This is a genomic window from Parashewanella spongiae, from assembly GCF_004358345.1.
Lineage (GTDB): Bacteria > Pseudomonadota > Gammaproteobacteria > Enterobacterales > Shewanellaceae > Parashewanella > Parashewanella spongiae.
The window spans coordinates 699,189-722,932 of the sequence record NZ_CP037952.1 but is presented as its reverse complement, the minus strand read 5'-3'; the positions used below and the strand labels follow the sequence as shown (position 1 = coordinate 722,932).

Below are 23,744 nucleotides of genomic sequence, written 5' to 3'. Positions count from 1 at the left end.
AACAATGAGCAAAATGGGGTGACTGATGGGGTTCGAACCCACGACAACCGGAATCACAATCCGGGACTCTACCAACTGAGCTACAATCACCATAATTTTACTGCTACTAACCAACCTAGAAAAACGCCTGTTCCAAATGGTGCGCCCAGAAGGATTCGAACCCTCGGCCTCACCCTCCGGAGGGGTGCGCTCTATCCAGCTGAGCTATGGGCGCTCGCTTTGGTTAGCGCGGCATATACTAGGGATTATTATCCTCCGCGTCTAGCCCTGTTTTACTTTTTTTAGTTCAGATGCTCAACTTTTGCCACCTTGAGCGGTTTTTTGTACAACACTTGCCGAATAATTGACTTGGCAGAATGTTGAATTCGTGTTAATTCTAGATTTATTATTAGAAGCAGCTAATTATTCTCCAGACAGGTACGGACACGATCAAATGGACTTTGATGTAAATTTAGCCAAAAACCGCCCTAAAACGAGCGAAATTTTACGCTTACAAAAACGTATTGTCCGTTTGAAAACACTTGCCAAGCAATATAAGCGTTCTGAATGTGCACGAGATGCATTGATAGCTATATCAAACATTGCTTCCACTGTTTCTTGTCCCGATGATTTCTATGAAGGTGTACATAATCATTTAAAACAACTTGTTTCTGCTGATAATTTTTTTGTTGCTTGGGTTTGTCCTAAAACTGGAAAGATAGAAATCCCGTTTTATCGAGATCAAAAAGATAATTGCACTAATTACTACGACTCGGATACGCTTTCTGATGTATTAGAAAGTGGATTAACTGGATATGTGCTTAAAACAGCAAAACCTTTCCTTGGAAATAAAGAGACCTTGTCTCAACTGATCAAAGAGAAAAAAATTACTAAACAAGGATCAAGTTGTCGTTCTTGGTTAGGCACTCCAATCATGAAGCAAGATAAAGCCGTTGGAGTGGTGGTTATTCAAAGTTACACTGAGGAAGACAGTTATGCTCAACCTGAAATTGAGCTAATGAGCTTCATTTGTCAGCATATTGCTGGTATGACAGAGCGGTTAAAACAAAATACTCAATTAGAAAAAGCAATATCGATGCGGACAAAAGAACTCGTATTGGCGTATAACGAGTTAAAACAGGAAATCAATGAACGTAGTAACGCCGAAAAGTTACAAAAATCATTATTTGATATTGCCAGCTTATGTAGCGCAAAAACAGAAGATAATGATTTTTACCAGGAACTCTATAAAATACTCAATCAACTAATTGATGCTAAAAATTGCTATATTTCCTTACATGATCCAATTTCTAATAGCCTTTACTTTCCTTTTCATAGCACCAAACAAAAACAAAGCAATCCTAATGGACGCCCTTTTGCAGACGGGCTTACTGAGTATCTAATCAAGCATAAAAAGCCGCTAATTTTAACGCATCAAGACATTCAAAGAATGATTAATGATAAAAAAATATTTCAAAGCACGCCTTATTGCTTAAATACCCAAGAAATCAAACAATGGATGGCTGTTCCCTTACACATTCATCATAAAGTACGTGGCGCTCTTGTGCTTCATCATTCAGATGAAGACACTGAGTTTCAAGCAAAAGATCTTGATATCCTTAAATTTGTAAGTCAACACATTGCCAGAGCCATTGAACGAAAAGAAGCCATAGAAGCCACTCAGAAAAACTGCATCGAGCTGGAACGACAAGTAGAAATTCGTACTAACGAACTCGCCACAGCAAACCAAGAGTTAGAAAAAGAAATTCAACGCCGAAAACACGTTGAGTTACAGCTTATCTATGATGCTAAACATGATCCTTTAACCAGCTTGCCTAATCGCTCCATGTTCATGGAACGACTCAAGCAGGCAATTAATCACATTAAACGTCACCCAGAAGATTGTTTTGCTTTAATCTTCATTGACTTAGACAAATTTAAACTAATCAACGATACGCTAGGCCACCTAGAGGGAGACCGTTTTTTAGTCGAAACGGCGGATAGATTGAAGCTTTGTGTCAGACAAAACGATACCTTAGGCCGATTAGGTGGTGATGAGTTTGTCGTGATACTGGACGGCACACAAGGGAAAAACAATGCCATTGAAATTGCGGATCGAATTTTACAGTTATTATCACAACCATATACGTTAAATCACCACAAATTCTATTCCAGTGCCAGCATTGGTATCGCGATCAGTGATGCCAATACTCAATCAAGCGAAGCCATATTAAAGGATGCTGATGCAGCTATGTATCTGGCGAAGTCAAAAGGTCGAGGTCGTTATGTCATTCATCAACCTATAACGATTGCCTCAGTGAAAACCACCTCAAAAACGACTTAATTTAAAAACTTGTAATGGCTATTTCTTAAATAAATTCCTTAAATTCGATATATTCGCCTTGCCTGTTTGCTGACGTTGTTGTTCTGATTGAACCGGTTGGCGGTTTTCCCAATATAAATCGTCTTGCGGCAATTCCATTAAAAAACGGCTCGGTTCAGTACGCATCGTTTCACCAAACTGACGTCGCTCACGACAGATAACGAACCACAACTCTTGTTGAGCTCGAGTAATGCCTACGTAAGCCAAACGTCTTTCTTCTTCAACGTTGTCTTCATCAATGCTGACTTGATGTGGTAATAATCCTTCTTCCATTCCGACCATAAAGACGTATGGGAACTCCAAGCCTTTAGATGCATGTAGTGTCATCAGCTGAACTTGATCCCCTGCTTCATCTTCACTGTTACGCTCCATCATGTCTCGTAGGGTTAATCGGGTCACTACCTCAGATAATGTCATCGGCTCATCAAGCTCATCTCCTTGAAGCATTTCCGTCACCCATCGATACAACTCTGAAATGTTCTTCATACGCATTTCTGCCGCTTTTGCACTTGGGCTATGCTCGTAAAGATAATCTTCATAATTGATTTTTCGGATCAACTGCTTAATGGCATCCACACCTTCACCACGTAACGCGATTTCCCCAGTATCTACAATAAAACGGCCAAATTGATATAAGGAAGCCGCAGCAGTAGGGCTCACATGATGATTAACATCGGACTCAAAAATGGCACTAAACAAAGAAATGTGTTTGCTATTGGCAAAATTACCCAAGGCTTCTAAGGTGGCTGGACCTATGCCTCGTTTTGGTAAATTAACCACCCGTAAAAATGCATTATCATCATCGGGATTCACGACCAACCTGAGGTAAGCCATAATATCTTTGATTTCAGCTCTGGCAAAAAATGACGTACCACCACTTATTTTGTAAGGGATCCGGTTGAGCATGAGTGCACGTTCAAGCAATCTCGATTGATGATTACCTCGATATAACATGGCGTAATCACCAAACCGAGTACGCCCAACAAATTTATGCCTTACAATTTCAGCGATCACTCGCTCAGCTTCTTGTTCTTCGTTTCCCGCCGTAATGACTCTCAATGGTTCGCCATAAGCTAGCTCACTAAACAGCCTTTTTTCATACACGTGAGGGTTATTCTCAATTAAGATATTAGCGGCTTTCAAAATTCTCTGACTAGAACGATAGTTTTGTTCGAGCTTAATTAATTTAAGTTGTGGAAAGTCTTTGCCGAGCAGTACAAGGTTTTGTGGTTTAGCACCACGCCACGAATAAATTGATTGATCATCGTCTCCTACAACAGTAAACCGCGCACGCTCACCCACTAACAACTTCACCAGCTCATATTGGCTCGAATTGGTATCTTGATATTCATCCACCATCAAATATTGAAAACGGGTTTGCCAGCGCTCTCTGACTTGCTCGTTTAATCGCAATAACAAGGTCGGCAATAAAATGAGATCATCAAAATCTAGCGCATTGTACGCTTTCATATGCTGAGCATATCGCTGATAAAGCAATGCGAAGAGTTGTTCTTGCTCGCCCTTTGCTATTTTTCTGGCTCGCTCAGGAATTATCAAACCGCCTTTCCAGTTTGAAATGGTGCTGGCCAGTGCCTTGAGCAAATCTTTATCTTCTTGCAGCTCTTTTTCTGTCAACTCTTTCAGCAGCGCTAATGTATCTTGGTCGTCAAATAACGAAAAGCCCGCTTTTAATCCTAAGACTTTATGTTCGCGTTTAATGATCTCAAGGCCAAGCGTATGAAAGGTCGATATCCACAATCCTCGAGAGAGTTGTTTACCGATCGATTGCGCGACACGCTCTTTCATTTCTCGCGCCGCTTTATTGGTGAAAGTTACAGCAGCAATGTTTCTGCCTTTGTAGCCACATTTCTCTAGTAGATAACCAATTTTATTAATGATCACCCTAGTCTTACCGCTGCCTGCACCTGCAAGTACTAAGCATGGGCCTGATACATAATGCACCGCCTCATTTTGACCGGGGTTTAGCTTCATTGTGAACTCAATTTCTAATGTATCTGAAATGATGATCATAACAGACCATCACCGCTGCATAAATCTCTGTTCAACTATCTGAATTAAAACTGAACCAATAGATAAAATAAGCGTCGTATTTGCTGACTTAACGCGCTGCATCACATTTTCGAAACCGAGCAATATCTATTTATTTTTGCAAGGGTAAAGTGTGAATGAATATTCATTTTGTACCTATGATATTAAAATATGGCGAATAAACGTGAACAAATTTTACGGTCAGCAGAAAAAATTATTGCACAAGAAGGAATCCAACATCTCTCGATGCAAAAGCTCGCTGACGATGCAAAGATTGCAGCTGGCACCATTTATCGATACTTCAAAGATAAAGACCAGCTTATTTCTGAGTTAAGAGTCAATATCCTTCAATCCGTTGCAGCCTTTGTATTCACTGACGCTAGAGCCGGTAACGTAGAACAAAGATTTAAACACATATGGTTTAACTTTGTCAGACTAGGATGTGATCGCACGCCCCAGCAGCTCAATTATCAACAATTTTATTTACTGCCCGGCGTGAATACCGCTGAACATAATGCCATAGCACGTGAAACCTTTAAACCGCTAGAAGATCTGTTTACTGAAGGGATTCAACAGCATCTTGTACTTAATCTTCAAATTGAATATTTATTTTCCATCGCTTTTGAACCAGCCATATCACTAGGACGACGAATATTTGAAGGCCATCTACACTTTAATCAACAAGAGTTACAGAAAGCGTGTGATATCTGCTGGCATGCTATTACTTATTCAAATCACTTATAGGAGTCATCAGGAATGAAAAAGTGGATCGTGACCATGTTAATTATTGCCGTTGCCGCATTTGGTAGCGTCATTGGTTTTAATTACTTTGTGAAAGGTAAAATTGCCGATGCCATTGCCAATCTACCTGAAGCCGAGTTCCCAGTAACCACACAGACAATTGAATTAACCAACTGGCAACCTGTGATTAGTGCCATTGGTTTTGTTGAACCATTACAAGGAGTGACACTGGCCAACGAGCTATCGGGTACCGTTGCCAGCATTGAGTTCGAAAACGGCAGTAAGGTAGAAAAAGGTCAAATACTACTGCAACTCAACACTCAAGTTGAAAAAGCCAATCTCACCAGTAAGCAAGTACAACTTCCTGCTGCAGAAGCCGACTATAAGCGACTATTAAAGCTCTATCGCCAAAAGTCAGTATCAAAGCAAGATCTCGATAATGCTGAAGCCAAATACCTCGCACTGAAAGCCGATATCACTTCGTTAAAGGCTACAATTGAACGTAAAATTATACGAGCGCCATTTTCTGGCTTGATTGGGATCAGTGATATTCATTTAGGACAGTTTCTTCAAGCAGGTACTGAAATTGTGCGCCTTGAGAACATCACAACCATGAAGATACGTTTTACCGTAACTCAAACACAATTGCCTAAAATTGCTCTTGGCCAAGACATCTCTGTATTTGTTGACGCTTACCCTGAAAAACCGTTTTCCGGAAAAATTTCCGCCATCGAACCCGCTGTATTTTATCAAAGTGGCTTAATTCAAGTGCAAGCTGAAATTCCCAATCATCAAGCTATGCTACGAAGCGGCATGTTCTCTAAGGTTAATGTGCAATTACCCATGCTCACAAATCAAATGGTATTACCTCAAACCGCCATTAATTTTTCGCTATATGGCAATACGGTTTATTTTGTTGCCGCCACGCAAGAAAACGGTAAAACCATTCACCGAGTCAAACAAAATAATGTGAATGTTTTGGCGCGTAAAGGCAGTCAAGTGCTAATAAGTGGCGGAGTTAAAAAAGGCGACCGTATTGTTACCACAGGACAAATCAGGCTCAGCAATCACAGCAAAGTTAAAATTGTTGACGATAAAACCATAACTCCCCCTGCCACTTTACCTAAGCTGTAAATAGGAGCCAAGTCATGCGTTTTACCGATATCTTTATTCGCCGACCTGTTCTCGCGGTCTCTATAAGTTTATTAATTTTCATGCTTGGTTTGAATGCATTGAAGGGAATGCAGGTGCGTGAATACCCTGAAATGACGAATACCGTTGTGACAGTCACGACCAGCTATTACGGTGCCGATGCTAACTTGATACAAGGGTTTATTACTCAACCACTTGAACAAGCTCTAGCTCAAGCTGACAACATTGATTTTATGACTTCAGAAAGCTTTTTAGGAAGCTCTACAATTACTGTTAATATGAAACTGAATACCGATCCCAACGCTGCGTTGGCTAACGTACTCGCTAAAGTCAATTCAGTTAGATCCATATTACCTAAAGAAGCTCAAGATCCGAATGTGGAAGTCTCAACAGGGTCGGAGACATCTGTTTTATATATTGCATTTTCCAGCGCGAGTTTGAACTCCAGTCAGTTAACCGACTATCTAGAACGTGTTGTAAAACCACAAATGTTCACTGTCAACGGGGTAGCTAAAGTCAGCTTATTTGGAGGTATCCAATACGCGATGCGTATATGGCTTGATCCTGCTCGAATGGGCGCATTTAATTTAAGTACGGCCCAAGTCAACCAAGTACTTCAAGCTAATAACTTTCAGTCTGCTGTAGGGCAAACTAACAGCTTTTATACCCTTTTCAATGGCACCGCTGACACACAAGTTACTGATATTGATGAGCTGAAACGTTTAGTCATAAAAAGCAAAGATGGCTTTGTGATCCGCTTGGGCGATATAGCCGATGTGAGCCTTGAAAAAAGTCGCGATGTATATCGAGCACTTGCCGATGGTAAAGAGGCTGTCGTTATCGGAATTGATGTCACTCCGACGGCCAATCCATTAACTGTTGCTGCTGGCGTTAGAGATTTGCTTCCTGAAATTGAGCGAAACCTACCACCATCCATTAACACAAATATTTTGTATGATGCATCGCAATCCATTAATGAGTCCATCCACGAAGTAATTAAAACCATAGGTGAAGCAGCGATTATCGTTATCATAGTCATCACCTTGTTTTTAGGTTCATTGCGCGCCGTATTCATTCCTATTGTAACGATCCCGTTATCACTCATTGGTGTGGCGTTGATCATGCAAACTTTCGGATTCACCATAAACTTAATGACTTTACTTTCGATGGTGTTGGCTATTGGCTTGGTGGTTGATGACGCTATTGTTGTTGTTGAAAATGTCGACCGTCACATAAAATTAGGTGAGTCGCCATTTCGTGCCGCCATCATTGGTACTCGTGAAATTGCAGTCCCCGTTATTTCTATGACGATTACACTAGGTGCAGTTTATGCTCCGATAGCATTGATGTCAGGCATTACTGGTGCACTATTTAAAGAGTTTGCCTTGACTCTCGCTGGTGCGGTAGTTATTTCAGGTATCGTTGCATTAACTCTGTCACCAATGATGTGTGGCAAGATTTTGAAACCACATATTGCACCTAATCGGTTTGAATCTAGTGTCGAGCATGTGTTGGGTTGTTTGACCAATCGCTATGACAAGATGCTCGAAGCCGTGATGAATAAACGCCCAGTAATAGTCGCTTTTGCCATCATAGTAATGATTTCATTACCCATCATGTTCAACTTTATTCCGAGCGAACTAGCTCCCAAAGAAGACAAAGGCGTAGTCATGATGCTCGGCACCGCTCCGTCAACAGCAAACTTAGATTATATTCAAGCTAACATGACTGAAGTGACGGATATTATCGAAGCCAAACCAGAAACCGCAGCAACCTTGGCATTGGTTGGCATCCCCAATTCAAATCAAGCTTTTGGAATTGCACCTTTGGTGCCGTGGAGTCAACGCACAAAAAGTCAGGCTGAAATGCAGAAAGCATTTTCAGCGGATGTAAAAAATATTCCAGGCATGGCCATTACCACCTTCCAATTGCCAGAATTACCTGGTTCATCTGGTGGACTACCCATTCAATTTGTAATAACGACTTCCAATTCCTTCGAGAGTTTATTCCAAATTGGCAGCAATGTACTTGAAAAAGTACAAAGAAGTCCCTTTTTCATCTACTCACAAATTAACTTAAAGTTTGATTCTGGAACCATGAAAATTCATATTAAGCGTGACTTAGCTGGTGCCTATGGCATCACCATGCAAGATATAGGGCAAACATTATCCACCATGATGAGCGCGGGCTACATTAATCGCATTAATCTTGATGGACGCGCTTATGAAGTGATCCCTCAGGTAGAGCGAATATTACGCTCCAGCCCAGAGTCCTTGTCTCATTATTACGTAACAGCAGCCGATGGTCGTTCGATTCCTTTATCTAGCCTAATTGAGATTGAAATGATCACCGAACCTCGCTCTTTGCCTCATTTTAACCAGATGAATTCTCTAACTGTTGGTGGTGTCGCCAAACCTGGTGTGGCAATCGGTGATGCCATTAGTTTCTTACAAAACATCGGCGACAATGAATTGCCCAGAGGTTATCGCTATAGCTTTTTGGGTGAATCACGCCAATATGTCACTGAAGGCAGCGCCTTGTACACCACTTTTGTATTAGCTTTGTTGATCATCTTTTTAGTGCTCGCCAGTCAATTCGAGAGCATTCGAGACCCATTTGTCATCCTAATCTCCGTACCTTTAGCTATCAGTGGTGCCTTAATTGCGTTAGGTTGGACGCATATCTTTGGGTTATCGTCGATGAACATCTATACCCAAGTGGGACTCATTACTTTGGTCGGCTTAATCACTAAACACGGTATATTGATGTGTGAAGTCGCTAAAGAAGAACAACTACATAGAGGGTTTGATAGGATTGAGGCAATAAAATATGCCGCTTCTATTCGCCTTAGGCCAATTTTAATGACGACAGCAGCGATGATAGCAGGTTTGATACCTTTGCTCATGGCTGGCGGTGCAGGTGCTGCCGCTCGTTTTAATATTGGGTTAGTGATTGTCTCCGGACTTGGGATTGGCACCATATTCACCTTATTTGTGTTACCTGTGATTTATTCTTATATCGCAGAAAAACATGAAGCATTGCCTGTATTTGACGAAGGTTAATGGTAATCAGCTAATCCTCAACGCAGCATTACGTAGAAAGACTTTTACATGATGCTGCGGTATCATCTTAATTAACATCTCCAATAATTGAATAGACTATGTTGAAACCTAAAAAGATTGAAGAAATTGCTAAGCAACTGACAGATAACATGCCAGCAGGGCTAAAACAGTTTGCTGGAGAGTTTGAAGAAAAAAGCAAACAAGTATTACAAAATCAGTTGATGAAGCTAGATTTTGTTTCTCGAGAAGAATTTGAAGTACAACAACATGTGTTGTTAAAAACGAGAGAAAAGTTAGAGTTATTACAATCTCAAGTTGCAGAGCTTGAACGTCAGTTTAACGACCAAGTAAAGTAAAACTATTGAGATCAGACTTATTCTGATCTCAATTTTCAGCATACAAGTAATGCTAAGGGATCTAGCGATTTAGAAGGTACCAGTCTTTGTCATACCAGCGAAGGCTGGTATCCAGTGACTTTTATAGAAAAAAGCAAAAGCCCTAAACTACCGACATACAAAACTATCGTAACTTCGTTTCCAGCCTGCGCTGGAGTGACACGAACTCATCGATATGCTTTCTTCCGCAACTTTCCTAACGTTCTGAATTATCCTTATCATCAATTCTATGTTCTGGCTTTACTTCTTCTGACTTACGCTCAAAATCACCTTCAAAGGTATTATGGTCATTCGGGCCTGAACCATTTGAAGAAAATGGATTGTGACCCGATTGATTAAATTGACCTTGGTTCACCATGTTTACTCGCATTCTTTTAAACATGAAAGCCGCAATAGGCGCACGAGTAATGGGTGTCAAAAATAATAAACCAATAAAATCAGTAATAAACCCAGGTAACACTAGAAATACCCCAGCGATGGCCAGCATCATCCCTTCGACTATTTCTTTACCAGGAGTTTCACCATTAGCCAATTTCGCACGTACATTGTGCAAGGTTTCAAGACCTTGACTACGTACTAATGAACCGCCAACTACAGCGGTAAATATGACTAAACCAACAGTATTCCATGTACCTATTACACCGCCGACATGGATCATCAAAGATAATTCCAATACTGGGATAAGAATAAATAATAAAAGCAGCACAGGTAACATGAATACACCAAATATTTTAGAGTCTATGAATAGTTTATTGGGGTAAAACGGTCTAATTTCAAGTCTAGGCACAAACTACTCAATAAAATAGTGAGTTAAAGTTAATTGAGACTTAATGCAAATCAAGCATAATTATAATTAACATAGTAATCTTCATTTGAATATTTACTATAAACAGCTTGAGATTTTTGGTTAAACCTAAATAAATCGGTTGGGAGCATTCATATACGCAGAAAAAATTACTGATAGAAAGGCATGAATAGCAGCAAGTAGTGGTTACCGACATACAAAACTATCGTTACTTCGTTTCTACTTGCAAAATTTATAACGCAGCTATCGGTGATTTTGGTAAGTATATGAATGTTCAGCATTCACCTGATGGGTGAATTCGGGTTGTTTAACTTTGTATTTAACTTCAATAGATTAAAGTTAAATTGTGCGTTCAACCGATTTATTTAGGTTAAACAAGAGCTAGATTGTACGTAAGCGTTACTGCACATTTTTTTCAAATATGCGACGCTACCATTTTTGTATTTCGACTGGATGAAAACAACGATATCCCATGAAAAAATTACTTAATCTCCTTTTTATTAGCTTTTTGGTATGTGTGCCAATAGCTCACAGTGAAGGCATTTTTGATAACGGAGGGGGGAGCTTTTTTAACTCTGAGCCCGAATTACTACCAGTAGAAAAAGCATTTGATTTTGAAGCAAAGCAGCAAGGTAATATTGTTAAGTTAAGCTGGGTGGTGGCTGATGGCTACTACATGTATAAGAGTAAACTTAAATTTGAAAGCCAAAATGCGACTTTAGGAGATATCGAACTACCCGAAGGTAAAATTCACACTGACGAATATTTTGGTGAACAAGAAGTCTACATTAATTTTGTCGAAATCCCTGTTGCGTTAAAAAATGCCATTAAAGACGGTTCTATTACAGTCACCTTTATGGGTTGTGCTGAAGGAAAGCTCTGCTATCCTCCTACCAAGCGTACTGTGCAGCTTTCCGAAGTTACTGACAATCCCGGCACGACTAATACGGGAACGCCGACACAACAAAGTGTTTCTGAGCCAATCACTCAACAAGATTCTTTGAACAAAATGCTCAGCACAGATAATCTATTTTTAACCTTGCTGATCTTTTTTGGTCTGGGTGTTGGTCTGGCTCTAACGCCTTGCGTATTTCCAATGTATCCCATTTTATCCGGCATTATTGTTGGCCAAGGTCAAAAACTCTCGATGAAAAAAGGTTTCGCCTTATCGATGGCTTACGTCCAAGGTATGGCGATCACATATTCATTATTGGGTCTAATTGTTGCCTCTGCTGGACTAAAATATCAGGCGGCACTACAACACCCAGCGGTATTACTTGTACTGGCAACGCTGTTCATCGTGTTAAGTTTGTCAATGTTTGGATTGTACGACCTCAAATTGCCTTCAAAATGGCAAGAGAAGATGAATAATGCGTCAAACAACCAAAAAGGCGGCAACCTCATTGGCGTATTTGCTATGGGCGCAATTTCGGGTCTCGTTGCTTCACCTTGTACATCAGCTCCACTTTCTGGAGTCCTCATTTATATCGCACAAACAGGTAATGTTTTCCTCGGTTTCATTGCGTTATACGTATTAAGCATGGGAATGGGTTTACCTTTGTTAATCATGGGTACATCGGGCGGTAAGTTATTACCTCGAGCTGGAGGATGGATGGAAATCGTCAAAACCATTTTTGGTTTCCTATTGATTGCTGTCTCTATCATGATGGTCGGCCGTATTTGGCCTGGTGTCGTTTCCGATGTGCTGTGGTCAGTGTGGGGAGTCACCCTAACAGGTTACTTGATGCATCAGAATAAAGCATCGCAGTTTAACTGGAAGCAAACTACCCGCTCAGTCATCCTGATCCTTACACTAATGGGCAGTTTCTCTTATGGTTTCCAAGCGGTAATGAATCACCTAGGTTTTAACCTTGCCACTACTGAACATGCCGTTGTGGGCGAGCAAGAAAACCATGGCTTTATACGTGTTAAAACCCTTGCTGATCTCAAATCTGAAATAGCTAAAGCAAGTGCTCAAGAAAAAGTCGTGATGTTTGATTTATATGCTGACTGGTGCGTGGCCTGTAAAGAATTCGAAAACATTACCTTTAAAGATCCTGAAGTTGCAAAACGTATGAATCAAATCGTATTACTTCAAGCCGATGTTACTGGTAACGATGACGACGACATCGAAATCATGGAAAACTATGATGTACTGGGTTTACCAACCTTGATGTTTTTCGACGGACAGGGACAACTTAGAGATGAGTATCGTGTCGCTGGTTTCATGGGGCCCGAAGAGTTTGCATCACATTTAGATTTATTGCTGAAATAACCATTACCTTCCCTTTTTCAGAGGTATTAATTAATATTATTAATGCCTCTGATTATGCTCAACCACATAAATAACTAATACCAATTACAGTAATTAATCTCTCACTCAGCAAGAGATAAAGGTTTTCAGTACAAGGCGCATGTTCGAAGTACTATATTCCCTACAACCGCCATACAAAGCTGGCGTTCAACGCACTTCGTGCTTTTGTCGGGATAATTCAAGAACGTGCAACGCAGTAATGGAAACCTTTAGCCTTGCCCTTCGGGAGCTTGTATGCACACACTTTGTGTTTATAAAGAGTACTTCACAAAATTATCTCAACGTAGATAACTATGTTTTCACCAATTTCGTTTGTACTTTGTACGCATACATAGCTCTGAGTTGAGCATTTAATTACTGTAATTGATATTATTTGCTTAGTTCATTTCTGAAATTTTGATTTTAAGGAATTAAAGTTTGCGCGCCGTGTTATTTCTTCTGGTTTTTTATGGTAGAACTTAGGCCAATTTACTTTTCCTTGGGAATTTAGGTTTTTAGGATTTTGTATTGCCCACTTAAAATTGCTTTCTTTAATGGCACCAATAAAATCATAGGTGTGGCAACGTAATCCCCTTTTGTTGGTTTCTTCAGTAAGACTATCTAGGTTAACAGTATTGTCATCAATAAAATGGACTTCGTCATATTCTTTGCCTTGAGTTTTTTGAAAATCAAGGAATCGTTTTAACCTCCCTCCTTTTTCACTCTGCAGCTCCCTCCATCTTGTATACTGCTTGCTATTCAGGCCATAAGGTTTAGGAGGAATTTCATCGATAGTAATATCTCTTCCTAATTCAATACCCGCTTGTTGTAGTTTAAAGCGTGTTCCTCGTCCGTTTGTCAATAATAAAATTTTGGCACCTTGTGCTTTTTCAGTAATTTTTGTAATAACCGCTTTAAACTCTGACGGACCACCGATTGCATCAACTTTAGAGTTGTCGGAGACATGCTTACCGCTCACATCATCAAATTTTATCTTAGCGGCTAATATCACTTCATCAACATCGAAAATGATTAAAGGTTTACTACCTGTAATACTTTCAGGGATGGCATTAAAATCCATAACATTACGATGGTGAGTTCGATGTTTGCCCACCTTTTCAATTTCATTTTCTTTAACAACCAACGGATTATGGCTATTAAGTTTTTCGCTTAGCTCTTTAGCTACCTGACTAGCGCCGTGGAATTTTGCCATGAGTTTTTGCCAAGGCGTTGCATATTTAACTTTAAAGTTTGCTCCATCGTGGCTAACTAGAAACGTTTTATTTTTTAATTTTCCTGTGGTTGGATGGCGCATGGTAAACGTCACTCTAAAACGTTCACCTTCAAGTATCTTTGTGTGATCCACAATATTTTGTAGTTCACTAGGCTTCATTTTTTCAACAAGCGGTTTTTGCCAGTGGCCTTTTATGGGTGTGGTCATCCGTGAACTCAAGAATAATTAACTATATTTATAAGTATAGTAACAACTTTAAAACCTTGAGCGAGATTATCTCTTTTCTGTAGATACCAACAAAAAAGCCATACATTTCATGTATGGCTTTATCCAACTTAAACAATCAGTTGATACTCGGAACGTAATATCTTAATAATTTCATCCTTAGGATGTTCTGGGACCTTAATCTGAGTCCCTACTGCTTTACTCGCAATGTCTAAATAAGTTTTTGATACGTCCATCATCGACTTTAGCGGTAAAGCATTATTACGCGCTAAAGCTTCACGTTCAGGCATACGTTTTTTATTTAATAAGATATCTGGATCAGGAAAGTGGCTTAATAACATTTGACGAAAACTTTCTTTTGAGTTTTCAACAACCCTTCCATTTCGGTACGAGGTACCATCCCAAATACGTGAAGAATCCGGTGTTCCCACTTCATCCATATAAATCAATTTTGAGCGGCCATTTTTGGCGATTACGTAACCAAATTCAAACTTAGTATCTACAAAAATTTGATCCAGTTGTGCTAATTTATCTGAGATAAGATCAAAGCCTTCTTTCAATAACTTTTCATACAGATCAATATCGGATTTTGACTCAAAACCAAAGGCTTCAAAATTGTCTTCAATATTCTTACGACTGATATTTACATCATCCTGTTCAGGTACACCGGAGATATCCGTCAAAATTCCTTTGGTTGATGGAGTTATCAATAACTCAGGTAATTTTTGATTTTTGGTTAAGCCTTCTGGCAAGCGTATACCACAAAATTCACGTTCACCTTTCTCATATGCACGCCACATCGAACCAGTAATATATTGACGGCAAATAGCCTCAACTTTAACCGGGCGCGCTTTTTGAACTATCCACACCAAGGGATGAGGAACATCTAAAATATGGCTATCGGCCAAGCCTTGCTCTGCAAAACAATTAAACCAGTGATTCGAAATTGAATTAAGCGCAGCACCTTTACCCGGGATACCTTGTAAATCTTGTTCGCCATGAAAAATACAATCAAATGCTGAGATACGATCGCTGATGACCATGATAGCTAAAGGAGTATCTTCTGGAACTGGGTATTGCTTTTCGTTAATTAAACGGCGGCTATCAGCCTCCGTTAACCAGTACACACTTCTGACTTTACCACTGTGCACAGGTTTATCAGTTCGGATGGGTAAGTCATCGTTTACGGCAAGAACGGAATCAGCAAGACTCATTTCAGAGTTTTCCTTCAGGTAAGGTGGATATGATTTATTTTTATGTATTTGGTATTAAGTTAAATATTCAAATTGGCAATATTATCGATAAAAAAGATAATTACCAATTCAGTGAATCATTCAAAATAATGGCCGTCATTTTACCCTTAACTCCCTAAAGCTTTAAAGTAGCGTTTTTAAAAAATATTATTCTTAATATTGAATATTCGAAAAAACATATATACAATTTTTCATATATTAATGATTGGATCATTACACACCATGGAAACGCTTTCTCTTTTTAAAGCTTTGTCTGATCAAACTCGACTCACTTGCGTATTATTAATCCACCAACAACAAGAGCTATGTGTTTGTGAATTAATGGCAGCTTTAGATGAAAGTCAGCCAAAAGTTTCACGTCATTTAGCACTACTGAAAAAGCAAAAGATATTACTCGATAGACGCCAAGAGCAATGGGTTTTTTACCGCTTAAACCCTGAGTTACCGCATTGGTATCGCACTATGCTCAGCGACATTATCACGCAACAATCTGAAATAATCCAAGCACCATTTTCTCATCTTGAAGCAATGGGCAACAGACCGCAGCGTCAAGTTAAGTGTTGCTAATCAACATGACTGGAGTACTTCACCATGACAATTAAAATTGGGATAAACGGTTTTGGCCGTATGGGACGTTTGATTCTCAGAGCTGCTTGGAATTGGGATAATTTTGAGTTTGTGCAAATCAACGATCCTGCAGGTGATGCTGCAACGTTTGCGCATTTACTTGAATTTGACTCCGTACACGGGCGCTGGGAGCATGCGGTAGAGCACCACGACAATCAAATAAATATCGCTGGTAAATCAATAATATTTAGCCGTAACACCACAATTTCCGAAACGGACTGGTCAGCTTGTGATATTGTTTTTGAAGCATCGGGCATTATGCGCAGTAAATCAAAACTGCAGGCTTATTTAGAGCAAGGTGTTAAACGTTTGGTAGTCACAGCCCCTGTAAAAGAGGACGGTGTTTTAAATGTGGTTATGGGTGTCAATCAACAGCTTTATCAACCCGATGCACATAGAATAGTGACCGCAGCTTCGTGCACCACAAATTGTTTAGCACCTGTTGTTAAGGTGCTTCATGAAAAGATTGGGATAGAACATGGCTCAATGACCACGATTCATGACATTACCAATACTCAAACCATCTTAGACGCGCCTCATAAAGATCTTAGACGTGCCAGAGCTTGTGGCATGAGCTTAATCCCAACAACCACAGGCAGTGCCACTGCAATTACCCACATATTTCCTGAACTAAAAGGAAAACTCAACGGTCACGCCATTCGCGTGCCGCTGGCTAATGCTTCATTGACTGATTGTGTTTTTGAAATGAAGCGGGCTGTTACCGTTGAAGAAATTAATCAACTTCTGACTGAAGCTTCAGAGAATGAACTTCACGGAATAATGGGGGTTGAAACCAAACCGCTAGTGTCGATTGATTACAAAACAGACCCGCGGTCAGCTATTGTCGATGCACTATCTACAATGGTAATTAATGATACCCAATTGAAACTCTATGTGTGGTACGACAATGAATGGGGATATGCTAATCGTACCGCTGAGTTAGCCCGTTTTATTTCCGATCAGGATTTATAATTATGCTATCTCGTATTCGCAATCTACCAGAATCGGTAAAACAGTATTTAATCATTACCAGTAACTACTGGTGTTTTACCCTGACAGATGGCGCATTGCGAATGCTGGTTGTGTTGCATTTTCATCAGCTTGGTTACTCATCTCTTGCCATTGCAATGCTATTTTTGTTTTACGAAGTTTTTGGTGTCATTACTAATTTTATTGGTGGTTATCTGGGTGCCAGAATTGGTCTGAATCGAACCATGAACATTGGGTTAAGTACCCAAATTATTGCCTTAACGATGTTAGCCATACCGTCGACATTATTACCGGTTTGGTTAGCAGGTATTCCTTGGGTTATGGCCGCACAAGCCCTGTCTGGTATTGCCAAAGATCTGAATAAAATGAGCGCAAAAAGTGCCATAAAAACCTTAATCCCCTCCAATGATCAAGGTAAACTTTATCAATGGGTTGCACTACTGACCGGCTCTAAAAATGCATTAAAGGGCGCGGGATTTTTTCTTGGCGGTGTGTTGCTATCCTTACTTGGCTATCAAGGTGCCTTACTGTTAATGGCGGCCATGCTCACGATCGTTTTGCTCTGCAGTCTTGCTATGCTCAAAAAAAACATAGGTAAAGCGAAGTTAAAACCTAAGTTCAATGAGTTATTTTCTAAAAGCCGTCAAATCAATATTCTCTCTGCGGCACGCTTATGTTTGTTTGCTGCTCGTGATGTTTGGTTTGTGGTGGCCTTGCCCGTTTATCTCGCCAGTCAACTTGGATGGAATCACTGGGAAGTTGGCGGTTTTCTCGCACTATGGGTTATAGGCTACGGTATTGTTCAAGCCTTAGCGCCAAAAATCACCAATAGAAAGATCACTCAAGCTCCGAGCCATATATCAGCAATTGGATGGCTTATTCCGCTTACAATGATCCCTTTATTAATTAGCTTAGGCATCTCAATCCCTGAATTTGCAACCCTAGCTTTGATCATTGGCTTACTGATATTCGGTGCGCTATTTGCTATTAACTCATCCCTGCATAGTTATTTAATCGTCAACTACGCCAGTGACGACGGGGTATCACTGGATGTGGGGTTTTATTATATGGCCAATGCGGTAGGTCGATTATTAGGTACGGTATTATCAGGCTGGGTATATCAAGTACATGGTTTAGAGGCCTGCTTGTGGATATCAAGCGGATTATTACTCTGTGCGATGTTGGTTTCGGTAAAGCTTAAAAATTAAGCCGATCAACTTGTAACAAAATGAAAATATTGGTAAAACATTCATCATAAACTTTATACATTAATATTAAAGGGATTTATGAGTTGGTCTCATTTTCATTTTAAGTGCCGATATTTAGCCAGCAAACTTCGACAAGGCCATACAAAATCTCAAGCGATTAATGCATCTGAGCAAGTTGAAATCAGCCAGTTGTTTGGCAAAAGCGCTCTCACGCCCGCTCAACAAAGTTTCTATTCTGAAATACTCACAATTGAAGACACAAACAAGTTAATTGACACTTTAGACGCCATCAATGGAATAAATTTTAACAAAGTAAATTTCGATAAAAGTTTAGCGAAAAAATCTAGTCAAACTAAAGATTACGCAATCGGCTTATACTTTATATTTGCCATCATGGCTTATGGTGCCAGCACCTTTTTAGTGCCTCAATTCATAGAAATGTACATCAGTTTTAATAGTCCTGTCCCTTTCTTGCTGGGTAAATTTTCTGAGGTTCTTTTTACCGTAGCACTGATCCTTCTCTTTCCAGTAGGGTTAGCCATCTATACGAGTAAAAGCCTCGCTCAATTAAATAATCTGCTAGTTAAAGATTCGAGTCCGAGATTATTTAGGCTCTTTCTGCCAAAAACAACGCTCAATAAAATGTCAAAACTGCATCAACTTGCTCGCCTTCCTCTTAGGAGCAAGCCAAAAAAGAATTCAGCTTTTGAAAGCCTCATTTACGAACTTGAACTCAGCGGAGAAGCATTGGGCACTGAGTTAGCAAGCATATTGACTTTCTATATTGAAGAAATTGATCATGAATGCAATAAGCTATTAAATCGATTACTTAAACTCATTCATGCGCTTTTATTTATTGGTATTGGCTTTTATATCACACAACTTTACGAACCAATTTTTGCAATGGGAGCAATTATTTCATGATAAAAACAAAAGGATTTACGCTCATTGAGTTAATGGTTGTGGTGGCAATTATAGGTATTTTAGCTTCAACAGCGATGCCTCAATATCAAACTTACACCTTAAAAGCACACATGGTTGAACCTATCAGTTATGCCAGTAATATTAGACAACCCATTACCGATTATTATGCTCGTCATTTAGCCTTTCCTAAAAATAATAAAGAAGCAGGCCTTCCATCAGCTAACAAGCTCATGACCAATAAAATTAAAAGTGTAACGGTCGAAAATGGCGCTTTTCATGTTTTGCTTGGCCATAAGGTACCCAAACCTCTGCAAGGTAAATACCTAACTTTTAGACCAGTGATTGTAGAAGGAAGCCCGTTAAGTCCAATCTCTTGGTTATGTGGATATACCGAACCAGTAGAAGGATTACAGGCTGTTGGTAAGAATAAAACAAATCTTGAGAAAGAGTTTTTATCTGGTGACTGTTAAACCTAAAAACATCAGTTGAACGCTGAGTATATGAGTAACTGTTTGAGCAATACGATGATTTTATCATCATGGCTTTCACCCAATGAGTGAAGTGCTCTACGCTCACAAGCTTGCTAAAATGACTGCTATCTGCGTTGTAACTTTTGCAAGAGGAATAACTACTTGCTGCAAGCAACGCCTTACTATCAGCCATTTTTTCTGCGCTTGAGAACGCAGTCAACTGATGTTTCTAGGTTAAAGTAGCCTACTCTACTTTATGGCCATGTAATCGCTTGGCTACGTATGTGTTGAGACAAGTCCCGCAACAGAATAAAGCGCTTCGTGGCGCTCACAGTATGTCAATTAAAAAAATGAGCTGTATTAGCCCAGAAAATTATAAACTTAAAACAGTGCTTAATTTTGTGTCCACTAAGGGCGGTGCGGATCAGTCTTCGTTGTGCTTTTGAGATATCTGAAAGTAAGCTATTAGTATTAGGTGGAGAGTATTCCCGCTGATAATTTAGTAATTCCTCTAACTAACGATGTCAGTACAAAATTACTGTTTCGGGTTCCCAGAGTAAAATGATTTAGTGACATAAAATCTTTAGGGTACCTGAAGTCATGTTGATGTTGCTCTGGAAATAAATCTTCAGATAGTTTCATACTTTCAAGGTGAGCGCTGTAGCAATCTTGTTTCTCAAAATCGACGGGTCTTTCTTTATCTGGGTTATCTAAAAACGCCTCTTCGTCCGGTTGCTTTGCAGTCCAGTATAAAATCTCTATTGCTGAGCGGCGTAACCATTTGTCGGACTCTTCGTTACTGACGCCTAGTATCTCTTTCAGGCTCCTTTCTTTTTTATTACTTAATAAGAAATAACCACTGACGAACTCACTGAAACAAGATTCAATCATTTCACAGATCTCTTTTACCCCTTCTTCATTTCGATAATAGTACACTGGTTTATCCCTGAGTAATCTCGCTGCTAACAGTTGAGATGTAAGCAAACCTTCCCCAATAAGGTTTGCGAAGATCAGTTTTTCTAGTACTTCTTTAGAATGAGCTTCAGGATTGAGATCTTCATTGATAAATGTATCGGTTAACTCTCCGAAAATAACACTGTCCCCAATATCTCGGATACCGTCATAACCCATGTCGGCTTTATCTGTACCGGAAGCGAGCCAACCATCAAAAACACCTGTCTGTGCTAATTCATTATCAAAGCCGAAAATGCCATGAAAAATAAGCCAACGACGTAAGTTTTTAGTGGTGTGCAGTGCCGGAAGAATCGAAGTCAAACATAGTCCCAGTGAGGCTAAAAGCCCTAAATCGTGAACGGCCCTTTTAAGTCCTTCTTTACCATTTTCGTATGGATCGCGGCTTGCGGTATTTTTTTTATGAGCATAGGCGCAATAGTTAGGTGAAGCTGTATAGTGAAAAACGTGAACATATTTTTGACCTTCGATTTCAATAATCTCAAGTTCATCACTACACTCTTTAGTAATTGTAGGGAGAGATTCATATGGAATACTTATAGTTGCTTTATGAACAGGAAGCTGACTTTTAATTTTTTGCTTAAGCTCTGGATGTTCCTCAATATATTTGTAAATAAGCCCTTCTCTAATGAAATCCTCTAATGGCTCACCCTTACGTTGTATTTTTAAATAATGTGTCTGCTGTTCACTCTCGGTTTTTATTGCTCTGCCGCCAGCGAACAAGACATCTGAGCCCTGAAATTGCGTTGGCAGCTCTTTTAACTCTATCGGTTTTTGTGTGTTGGCTTTAATATAGCTCTCGATTTCTTCGCCTTTATCGAGGCTGTTTGGCCTGAATTTACTGTTGGTTGATGCTGTCTGATACAGGTTATTTAAAAACGGATTATTAACTCCGCTGATGGCACCAAGTTTAACTAATGGATCAACGGTTTCATAAAGTAAATTATTCGAAGGGAGACTGGAGTCGTCTAATGGTTCTTGCGGAGTTAGTCCTAGCGCAGCTTTACGTGCATTTTTATCAATAGTTGAATCGGCGGCAATGCCTATTTGACATTTACTTCCTCGTATTGCTAGTTTCCTCAATGCGGGTATATATCTTTTCGTATTTTCAAGTATCGGTAAAATATTGTCCGTTTCATTAAACTGAGTCAGGTTGAGCGCTTCTTCTGCGAGTTGTAATAAGGGTTCATTGAGCTCGATTCCAAGAGGTTGCAACCACTTTTCGGTTTTGGCTTTTGAAAGTAACGAAATAAGCAATACTTTTTGCTGGGTAGAACGGAAATGTAAATTTGGATCTTTCTGGTAGAGTTGTATTAAATGCTTGAGTAATTGATTCTGGCTTTCAGCATTCCATCCCCAGCGATTAGAGTCAATTACTTTACGTACATCTTTGATTGAGCAGCGGCGTAAAAAGATTTCTGTAAGCGACTGGGACAGATGTTCTCCCGGTAGATATTTTATTGCTTGATAGTCTTCTTGACAGACTTTCTGACAGAACTCTAGATTGAGATATTTTTCTGGCACACCTCCTAGTTCGTAAGGGTATTTCATTACTATAAATTCACAAATCTCAGGTGTTAATTTGTCAGCAGGTATATATTCAAAAGTACAAAAGATATTTTGCTTCGCTACCTTAAGATAGAAATCAGAATCCCACTCTTTTTTATAGATTTCTGGGATGGCTTGGATAGCATTTTCACCACCATTGAACATAGCGACTTCACAAATGTTTTTTGTTCTGTAGATTAGGGGGACTTCAGGCAAAAAGGAAGCATGAGCTTTTACTGCGGCGATAAGGTACTTTTCGGTAAAAAATTGCGATGGTAGTTCTGATTCTGATGCTTCAAGAAACCCTGCTTCACAAGCGGCCAGAATTAAGTTTTCATCAAGGATATCTTCAGGAACATGTTGTAAGACATCGCCATTAACCAAACAGGCTTGTTTATAGAAGTCATAGCTTTTAATTTCAGAAGGAAAATTTGTGACACGGTGAGCACCGAATCGACATGACTGAATGTATAGCGTACTTGAGGTATCGCTCCTCAAAATGCGGGATGGTATAGCTGATATTACCTCTTGATTAGTCTGCACGGCCGTTAAACATAGGTTATAGTCTACTAAATCAGGTCGCTGTTCTTCGAGGGTTTTCAAAACTGCTTTATTCACACACTCTCTTTTGTGTCTGTTCGCTATGACTAATTGGCACATACTGTAATCAATTAATTCCGGTCTCTGGTTTAGTAAAAATATCAATGCGGCTCGTCCATGTTTTAAAATCGCTTGCTTACAGATATCTTTTGTCAGAGCTTCCTTAGATAGCAAATGAAGTTGATCCGTATCAGCTGAAGCCAGTAGGGTTTTAAACTCATCATAATGCTTGAAACGCTCAGGGAAAAATTCATATGCTGCCGCATCTTTTAGAATGACTTTTTTGCATTCTGAATAGGTTTTTTCATGATCTGGCCGTTTCTTGAAATGATCCAATGGAGGGATTGATGGCTGCAGAAACTGCGACAGAGCTTCAGGTTTGATCAAAGACTGAGGTATTGACTTTATATGACTTGGACCGTAATGCGCCTTTAAGACAATAAGGTCATTAGCCGTGAGTAGAGGAGATGAGTGCGTGCTGTCAATCAAATGAGTCATAGCCTGTTGTAATAGTGTTTTTTCTGTTTCTTTTAATTTGGCCGCCCTCGCTTTGTCGATATCGGCATGTAATTCGACACTTGTAACTCTTGGTTCGTTTTTATTGGAGGGAGCTTGTGGCTCAGAGGCTACTTTATGACTTAAAACCGTCTTATGTTCTTTTTGCGAAGTGAGTGACGTAACTTTATCTGACTCGGATTCAGCTCTTGTTGCACTGTAACTTACAGCTTTATTTTGTAAATAATATTCTGAAACTTTCTGTTTATCATCATCTGAAACTGGAATAAGCTGGCATAAGAAATCAGGTATATATCGATGAAACTTAATAATACCAGT

16 protein-coding genes and 2 tRNA genes are annotated in these 23,744 nt (G+C 39.7%); 11 read left to right on the top strand and 7 right to left on the bottom strand.

Translation table 11 applies throughout. The features are described from left to right. Positions 1-14 precede the first annotated feature (14 nt). Positions 15-90, bottom strand: a tRNA-His gene (locus E2I05_RS02555). A 47-nt stretch (positions 91-137) separates the two neighbouring features. Next, positions 138-214: transfer RNA gene (locus E2I05_RS02550), tRNA-Arg, on the bottom strand. 153 nt (positions 215-367) lie between these two features. On the opposite strand from E2I05_RS02550, the gene E2I05_RS02545 reads away from it, so the two are divergent. Further along, positions 368-2,323, top strand: coding sequence for a sensor domain-containing diguanylate cyclase (locus E2I05_RS02545; RefSeq protein ID WP_121853730.1), 1,956 nt, complete (start codon positions 368-370; stop codon positions 2,321-2,323). Between the two features lie 18 nt (positions 2,324-2,341). Here E2I05_RS02545 and rep read toward each other — a convergent pair whose 3' ends face one another. Then, on the bottom strand, positions 2,342-4,354 hold the full coding sequence (gene rep / locus E2I05_RS02540) for a DNA helicase Rep (RefSeq protein WP_121853737.1): 2,013 nt from the start codon (positions 4,352-4,354) through the stop codon (positions 2,342-2,344). Between the two features lie 228 nt (positions 4,355-4,582). Here rep and E2I05_RS02535 point away from each other — a divergent pair, with 228 nt between their 5' ends. The 4 genes from E2I05_RS02535 to ubiK all read left to right on the top strand — a co-directional run bounded on the left by E2I05_RS02535 (position 4,583) and on the right by ubiK (position 9,722). Then, the gene (locus E2I05_RS02535; protein WP_121853729.1) at positions 4,583-5,155 is read left to right on the top strand and encodes a TetR/AcrR family transcriptional regulator; all 573 of its coding nucleotides are present in this window, start codon (positions 4,583-4,585) and stop codon (positions 5,153-5,155) included. 12 nt (positions 5,156-5,167) lie between these two features. After that, on the top strand, positions 5,168-6,286 hold the full coding sequence (locus E2I05_RS02530) for an efflux RND transporter periplasmic adaptor subunit (RefSeq protein WP_121853728.1): 1,119 nt from the start codon (positions 5,168-5,170) through the stop codon (positions 6,284-6,286). 14 nt (positions 6,287-6,300) lie between these two features. Continuing rightward, complete coding sequence (locus E2I05_RS02525) at positions 6,301-9,366, top strand: multidrug efflux RND transporter permease subunit (RefSeq protein WP_121853727.1); 3,066 nt, start codon at positions 6,301-6,303, stop codon at positions 9,364-9,366. A 98-nt stretch (positions 9,367-9,464) separates the two neighbouring features. Next, a complete protein-coding gene (gene ubiK / locus E2I05_RS02520) occupies positions 9,465-9,722 on the top strand; it encodes a ubiquinone biosynthesis accessory factor UbiK (RefSeq protein WP_121853726.1) in 258 nt (85 codons plus the stop codon). A gap of 235 nt (positions 9,723-9,957) precedes the next feature. On the opposite strand, the gene E2I05_RS02515 is transcribed toward ubiK, so the two are convergent. Beyond that, on the bottom strand, positions 9,958-10,476 hold the full coding sequence (locus E2I05_RS02515; RefSeq protein WP_121853725.1) for an FxsA family protein: 519 nt from the start codon (positions 10,474-10,476) through the stop codon (positions 9,958-9,960). Positions 10,477-11,038: 562 nt separating this feature from the next. Between E2I05_RS02515 and E2I05_RS02510 the strand changes: the two genes are divergently transcribed. Continuing rightward, positions 11,039-12,841, top strand: a complete 1,803-nt coding sequence (locus E2I05_RS02510) for a protein-disulfide reductase DsbD (protein WP_121853724.1) — start codon at positions 11,039-11,041, stop codon at positions 12,839-12,841. A 421-nt stretch (positions 12,842-13,262) separates the two neighbouring features. On the opposite strand, the gene E2I05_RS02505 is transcribed toward E2I05_RS02510, so the two are convergent. Both E2I05_RS02505 and E2I05_RS02500 read right to left on the bottom strand, forming a co-directional pair. Then, positions 13,263-14,300, bottom strand: coding sequence for a hypothetical protein (locus tag E2I05_RS02505; RefSeq protein WP_121853723.1), 1,038 nt, complete (start codon positions 14,298-14,300; stop codon positions 13,263-13,265). A 128-nt stretch (positions 14,301-14,428) separates the two neighbouring features. Continuing rightward, entirely contained in the window at positions 14,429-15,532 is a 1,104-nt protein-coding gene (locus E2I05_RS02500; protein ID WP_121853722.1) for a phosphoribosylaminoimidazolesuccinocarboxamide synthase, read from the bottom strand. Between the two features lie 261 nt (positions 15,533-15,793). Here E2I05_RS02500 and E2I05_RS02495 point away from each other — a divergent pair, with 261 nt between their 5' ends. The 5 genes from E2I05_RS02495 (at position 15,794) to E2I05_RS02475 (ending at position 19,790) form a co-directional block, all read left to right on the top strand. Continuing rightward, positions 15,794-16,138 carry a metalloregulator ArsR/SmtB family transcription factor gene (locus E2I05_RS02495; RefSeq protein ID WP_121853721.1) on the top strand — a complete coding sequence of 115 codons (345 nt, stop codon included), beginning with the start codon at positions 15,794-15,796 and terminating at the stop codon, positions 16,136-16,138. A gap of 24 nt (positions 16,139-16,162) precedes the next feature. Continuing rightward, entirely contained in the window at positions 16,163-17,170 is a 1,008-nt protein-coding gene (locus E2I05_RS02490) for an ArsJ-associated glyceraldehyde-3-phosphate dehydrogenase (protein ID WP_121853720.1), read from the top strand. A 2-nt stretch (positions 17,171-17,172) separates the two neighbouring features. After that, positions 17,173-18,396, top strand: coding sequence for an organoarsenical effux MFS transporter ArsJ (arsJ, locus tag E2I05_RS02485; protein WP_121853719.1), 1,224 nt, complete (start codon positions 17,173-17,175; stop codon positions 18,394-18,396). 78 nt (positions 18,397-18,474) lie between these two features. Next, entirely contained in the window at positions 18,475-19,320 is an 846-nt protein-coding gene (locus tag E2I05_RS02480) for a hypothetical protein (RefSeq protein ID WP_121853718.1), read from the top strand. Then, positions 19,317-19,790, top strand: coding sequence for a pilin (locus E2I05_RS02475; protein ID WP_121853717.1), 474 nt, complete (start codon positions 19,317-19,319; stop codon positions 19,788-19,790). The genes E2I05_RS02480 and E2I05_RS02475 overlap by 4 nt, the downstream gene beginning before the upstream one ends. Before the next feature lie 471 nt (positions 19,791-20,261). On the opposite strand, the gene E2I05_RS02470 is transcribed toward E2I05_RS02475, so the two are convergent. Further along, positions 20,262-23,408 carry a hypothetical protein gene (locus tag E2I05_RS02470; protein WP_133309447.1) on the bottom strand — a complete coding sequence of 1,049 codons (3,147 nt, stop codon included), beginning with the start codon at positions 23,406-23,408 and terminating at the stop codon, positions 20,262-20,264. Positions 23,409-23,744 lie beyond the last annotated feature (336 nt).

Excerpts from the sequence above, each read along its gene's own strand:
- rep (WP_121853737.1), bottom strand. The coding sequence starts at position 4,354 with ATGAAGCTAAACCCCGGTCAAAATGAGGCGGTGCATTATGTATCAGGC.
- E2I05_RS02535 (WP_121853729.1), top strand. The coding sequence starts at position 4,583 with ATGGCGAATAAACGTGAACAAATTTTACGGTCAGCAGAAAAAATTATT.
- E2I05_RS02530 (WP_121853728.1), top strand. The coding sequence starts at position 5,168 with ATGAAAAAGTGGATCGTGACCATGTTAATTATTGCCGTTGCCGCATTT.
- E2I05_RS02525 (WP_121853727.1), top strand. The coding sequence starts at position 6,301 with ATGCGTTTTACCGATATCTTTATTCGCCGACCTGTTCTCGCGGTCTCT.
- ubiK (WP_121853726.1), top strand. The coding sequence starts at position 9,465 with ATGTTGAAACCTAAAAAGATTGAAGAAATTGCTAAGCAACTGACAGAT.
- E2I05_RS02515 (WP_121853725.1), bottom strand. The coding sequence starts at position 10,476 with ATGTTACCTGTGCTGCTTTTATTATTTATTCTTATCCCAGTATTGGAA.
- E2I05_RS02510 (WP_121853724.1), top strand. The coding sequence starts at position 11,039 with ATGAAAAAATTACTTAATCTCCTTTTTATTAGCTTTTTGGTATGTGTG.
- E2I05_RS02505 (WP_121853723.1), bottom strand. The coding sequence starts at position 14,300 with ATGACCACACCCATAAAAGGCCACTGGCAAAAACCGCTTGTTGAAAAA.
- E2I05_RS02500 (WP_121853722.1), bottom strand. The coding sequence starts at position 15,532 with ATGAGTCTTGCTGATTCCGTTCTTGCCGTAAACGATGACTTACCCATC.
- E2I05_RS02495 (WP_121853721.1), top strand. The coding sequence starts at position 15,794 with ATGGAAACGCTTTCTCTTTTTAAAGCTTTGTCTGATCAAACTCGACTC.
- E2I05_RS02490 (WP_121853720.1), top strand. The coding sequence starts at position 16,163 with ATGACAATTAAAATTGGGATAAACGGTTTTGGCCGTATGGGACGTTTG.
- arsJ (WP_121853719.1), top strand. The coding sequence starts at position 17,173 with ATGCTATCTCGTATTCGCAATCTACCAGAATCGGTAAAACAGTATTTA.
- E2I05_RS02480 (WP_121853718.1), top strand. The coding sequence starts at position 18,475 with ATGAGTTGGTCTCATTTTCATTTTAAGTGCCGATATTTAGCCAGCAAA.
- E2I05_RS02475 (WP_121853717.1), top strand. The coding sequence starts at position 19,317 with ATGATAAAAACAAAAGGATTTACGCTCATTGAGTTAATGGTTGTGGTG.
- E2I05_RS02470 (WP_133309447.1), bottom strand. The coding sequence starts at position 23,408 with ATGACTCATTTGATTGACAGCACGCACTCATCTCCTCTACTCACGGCT.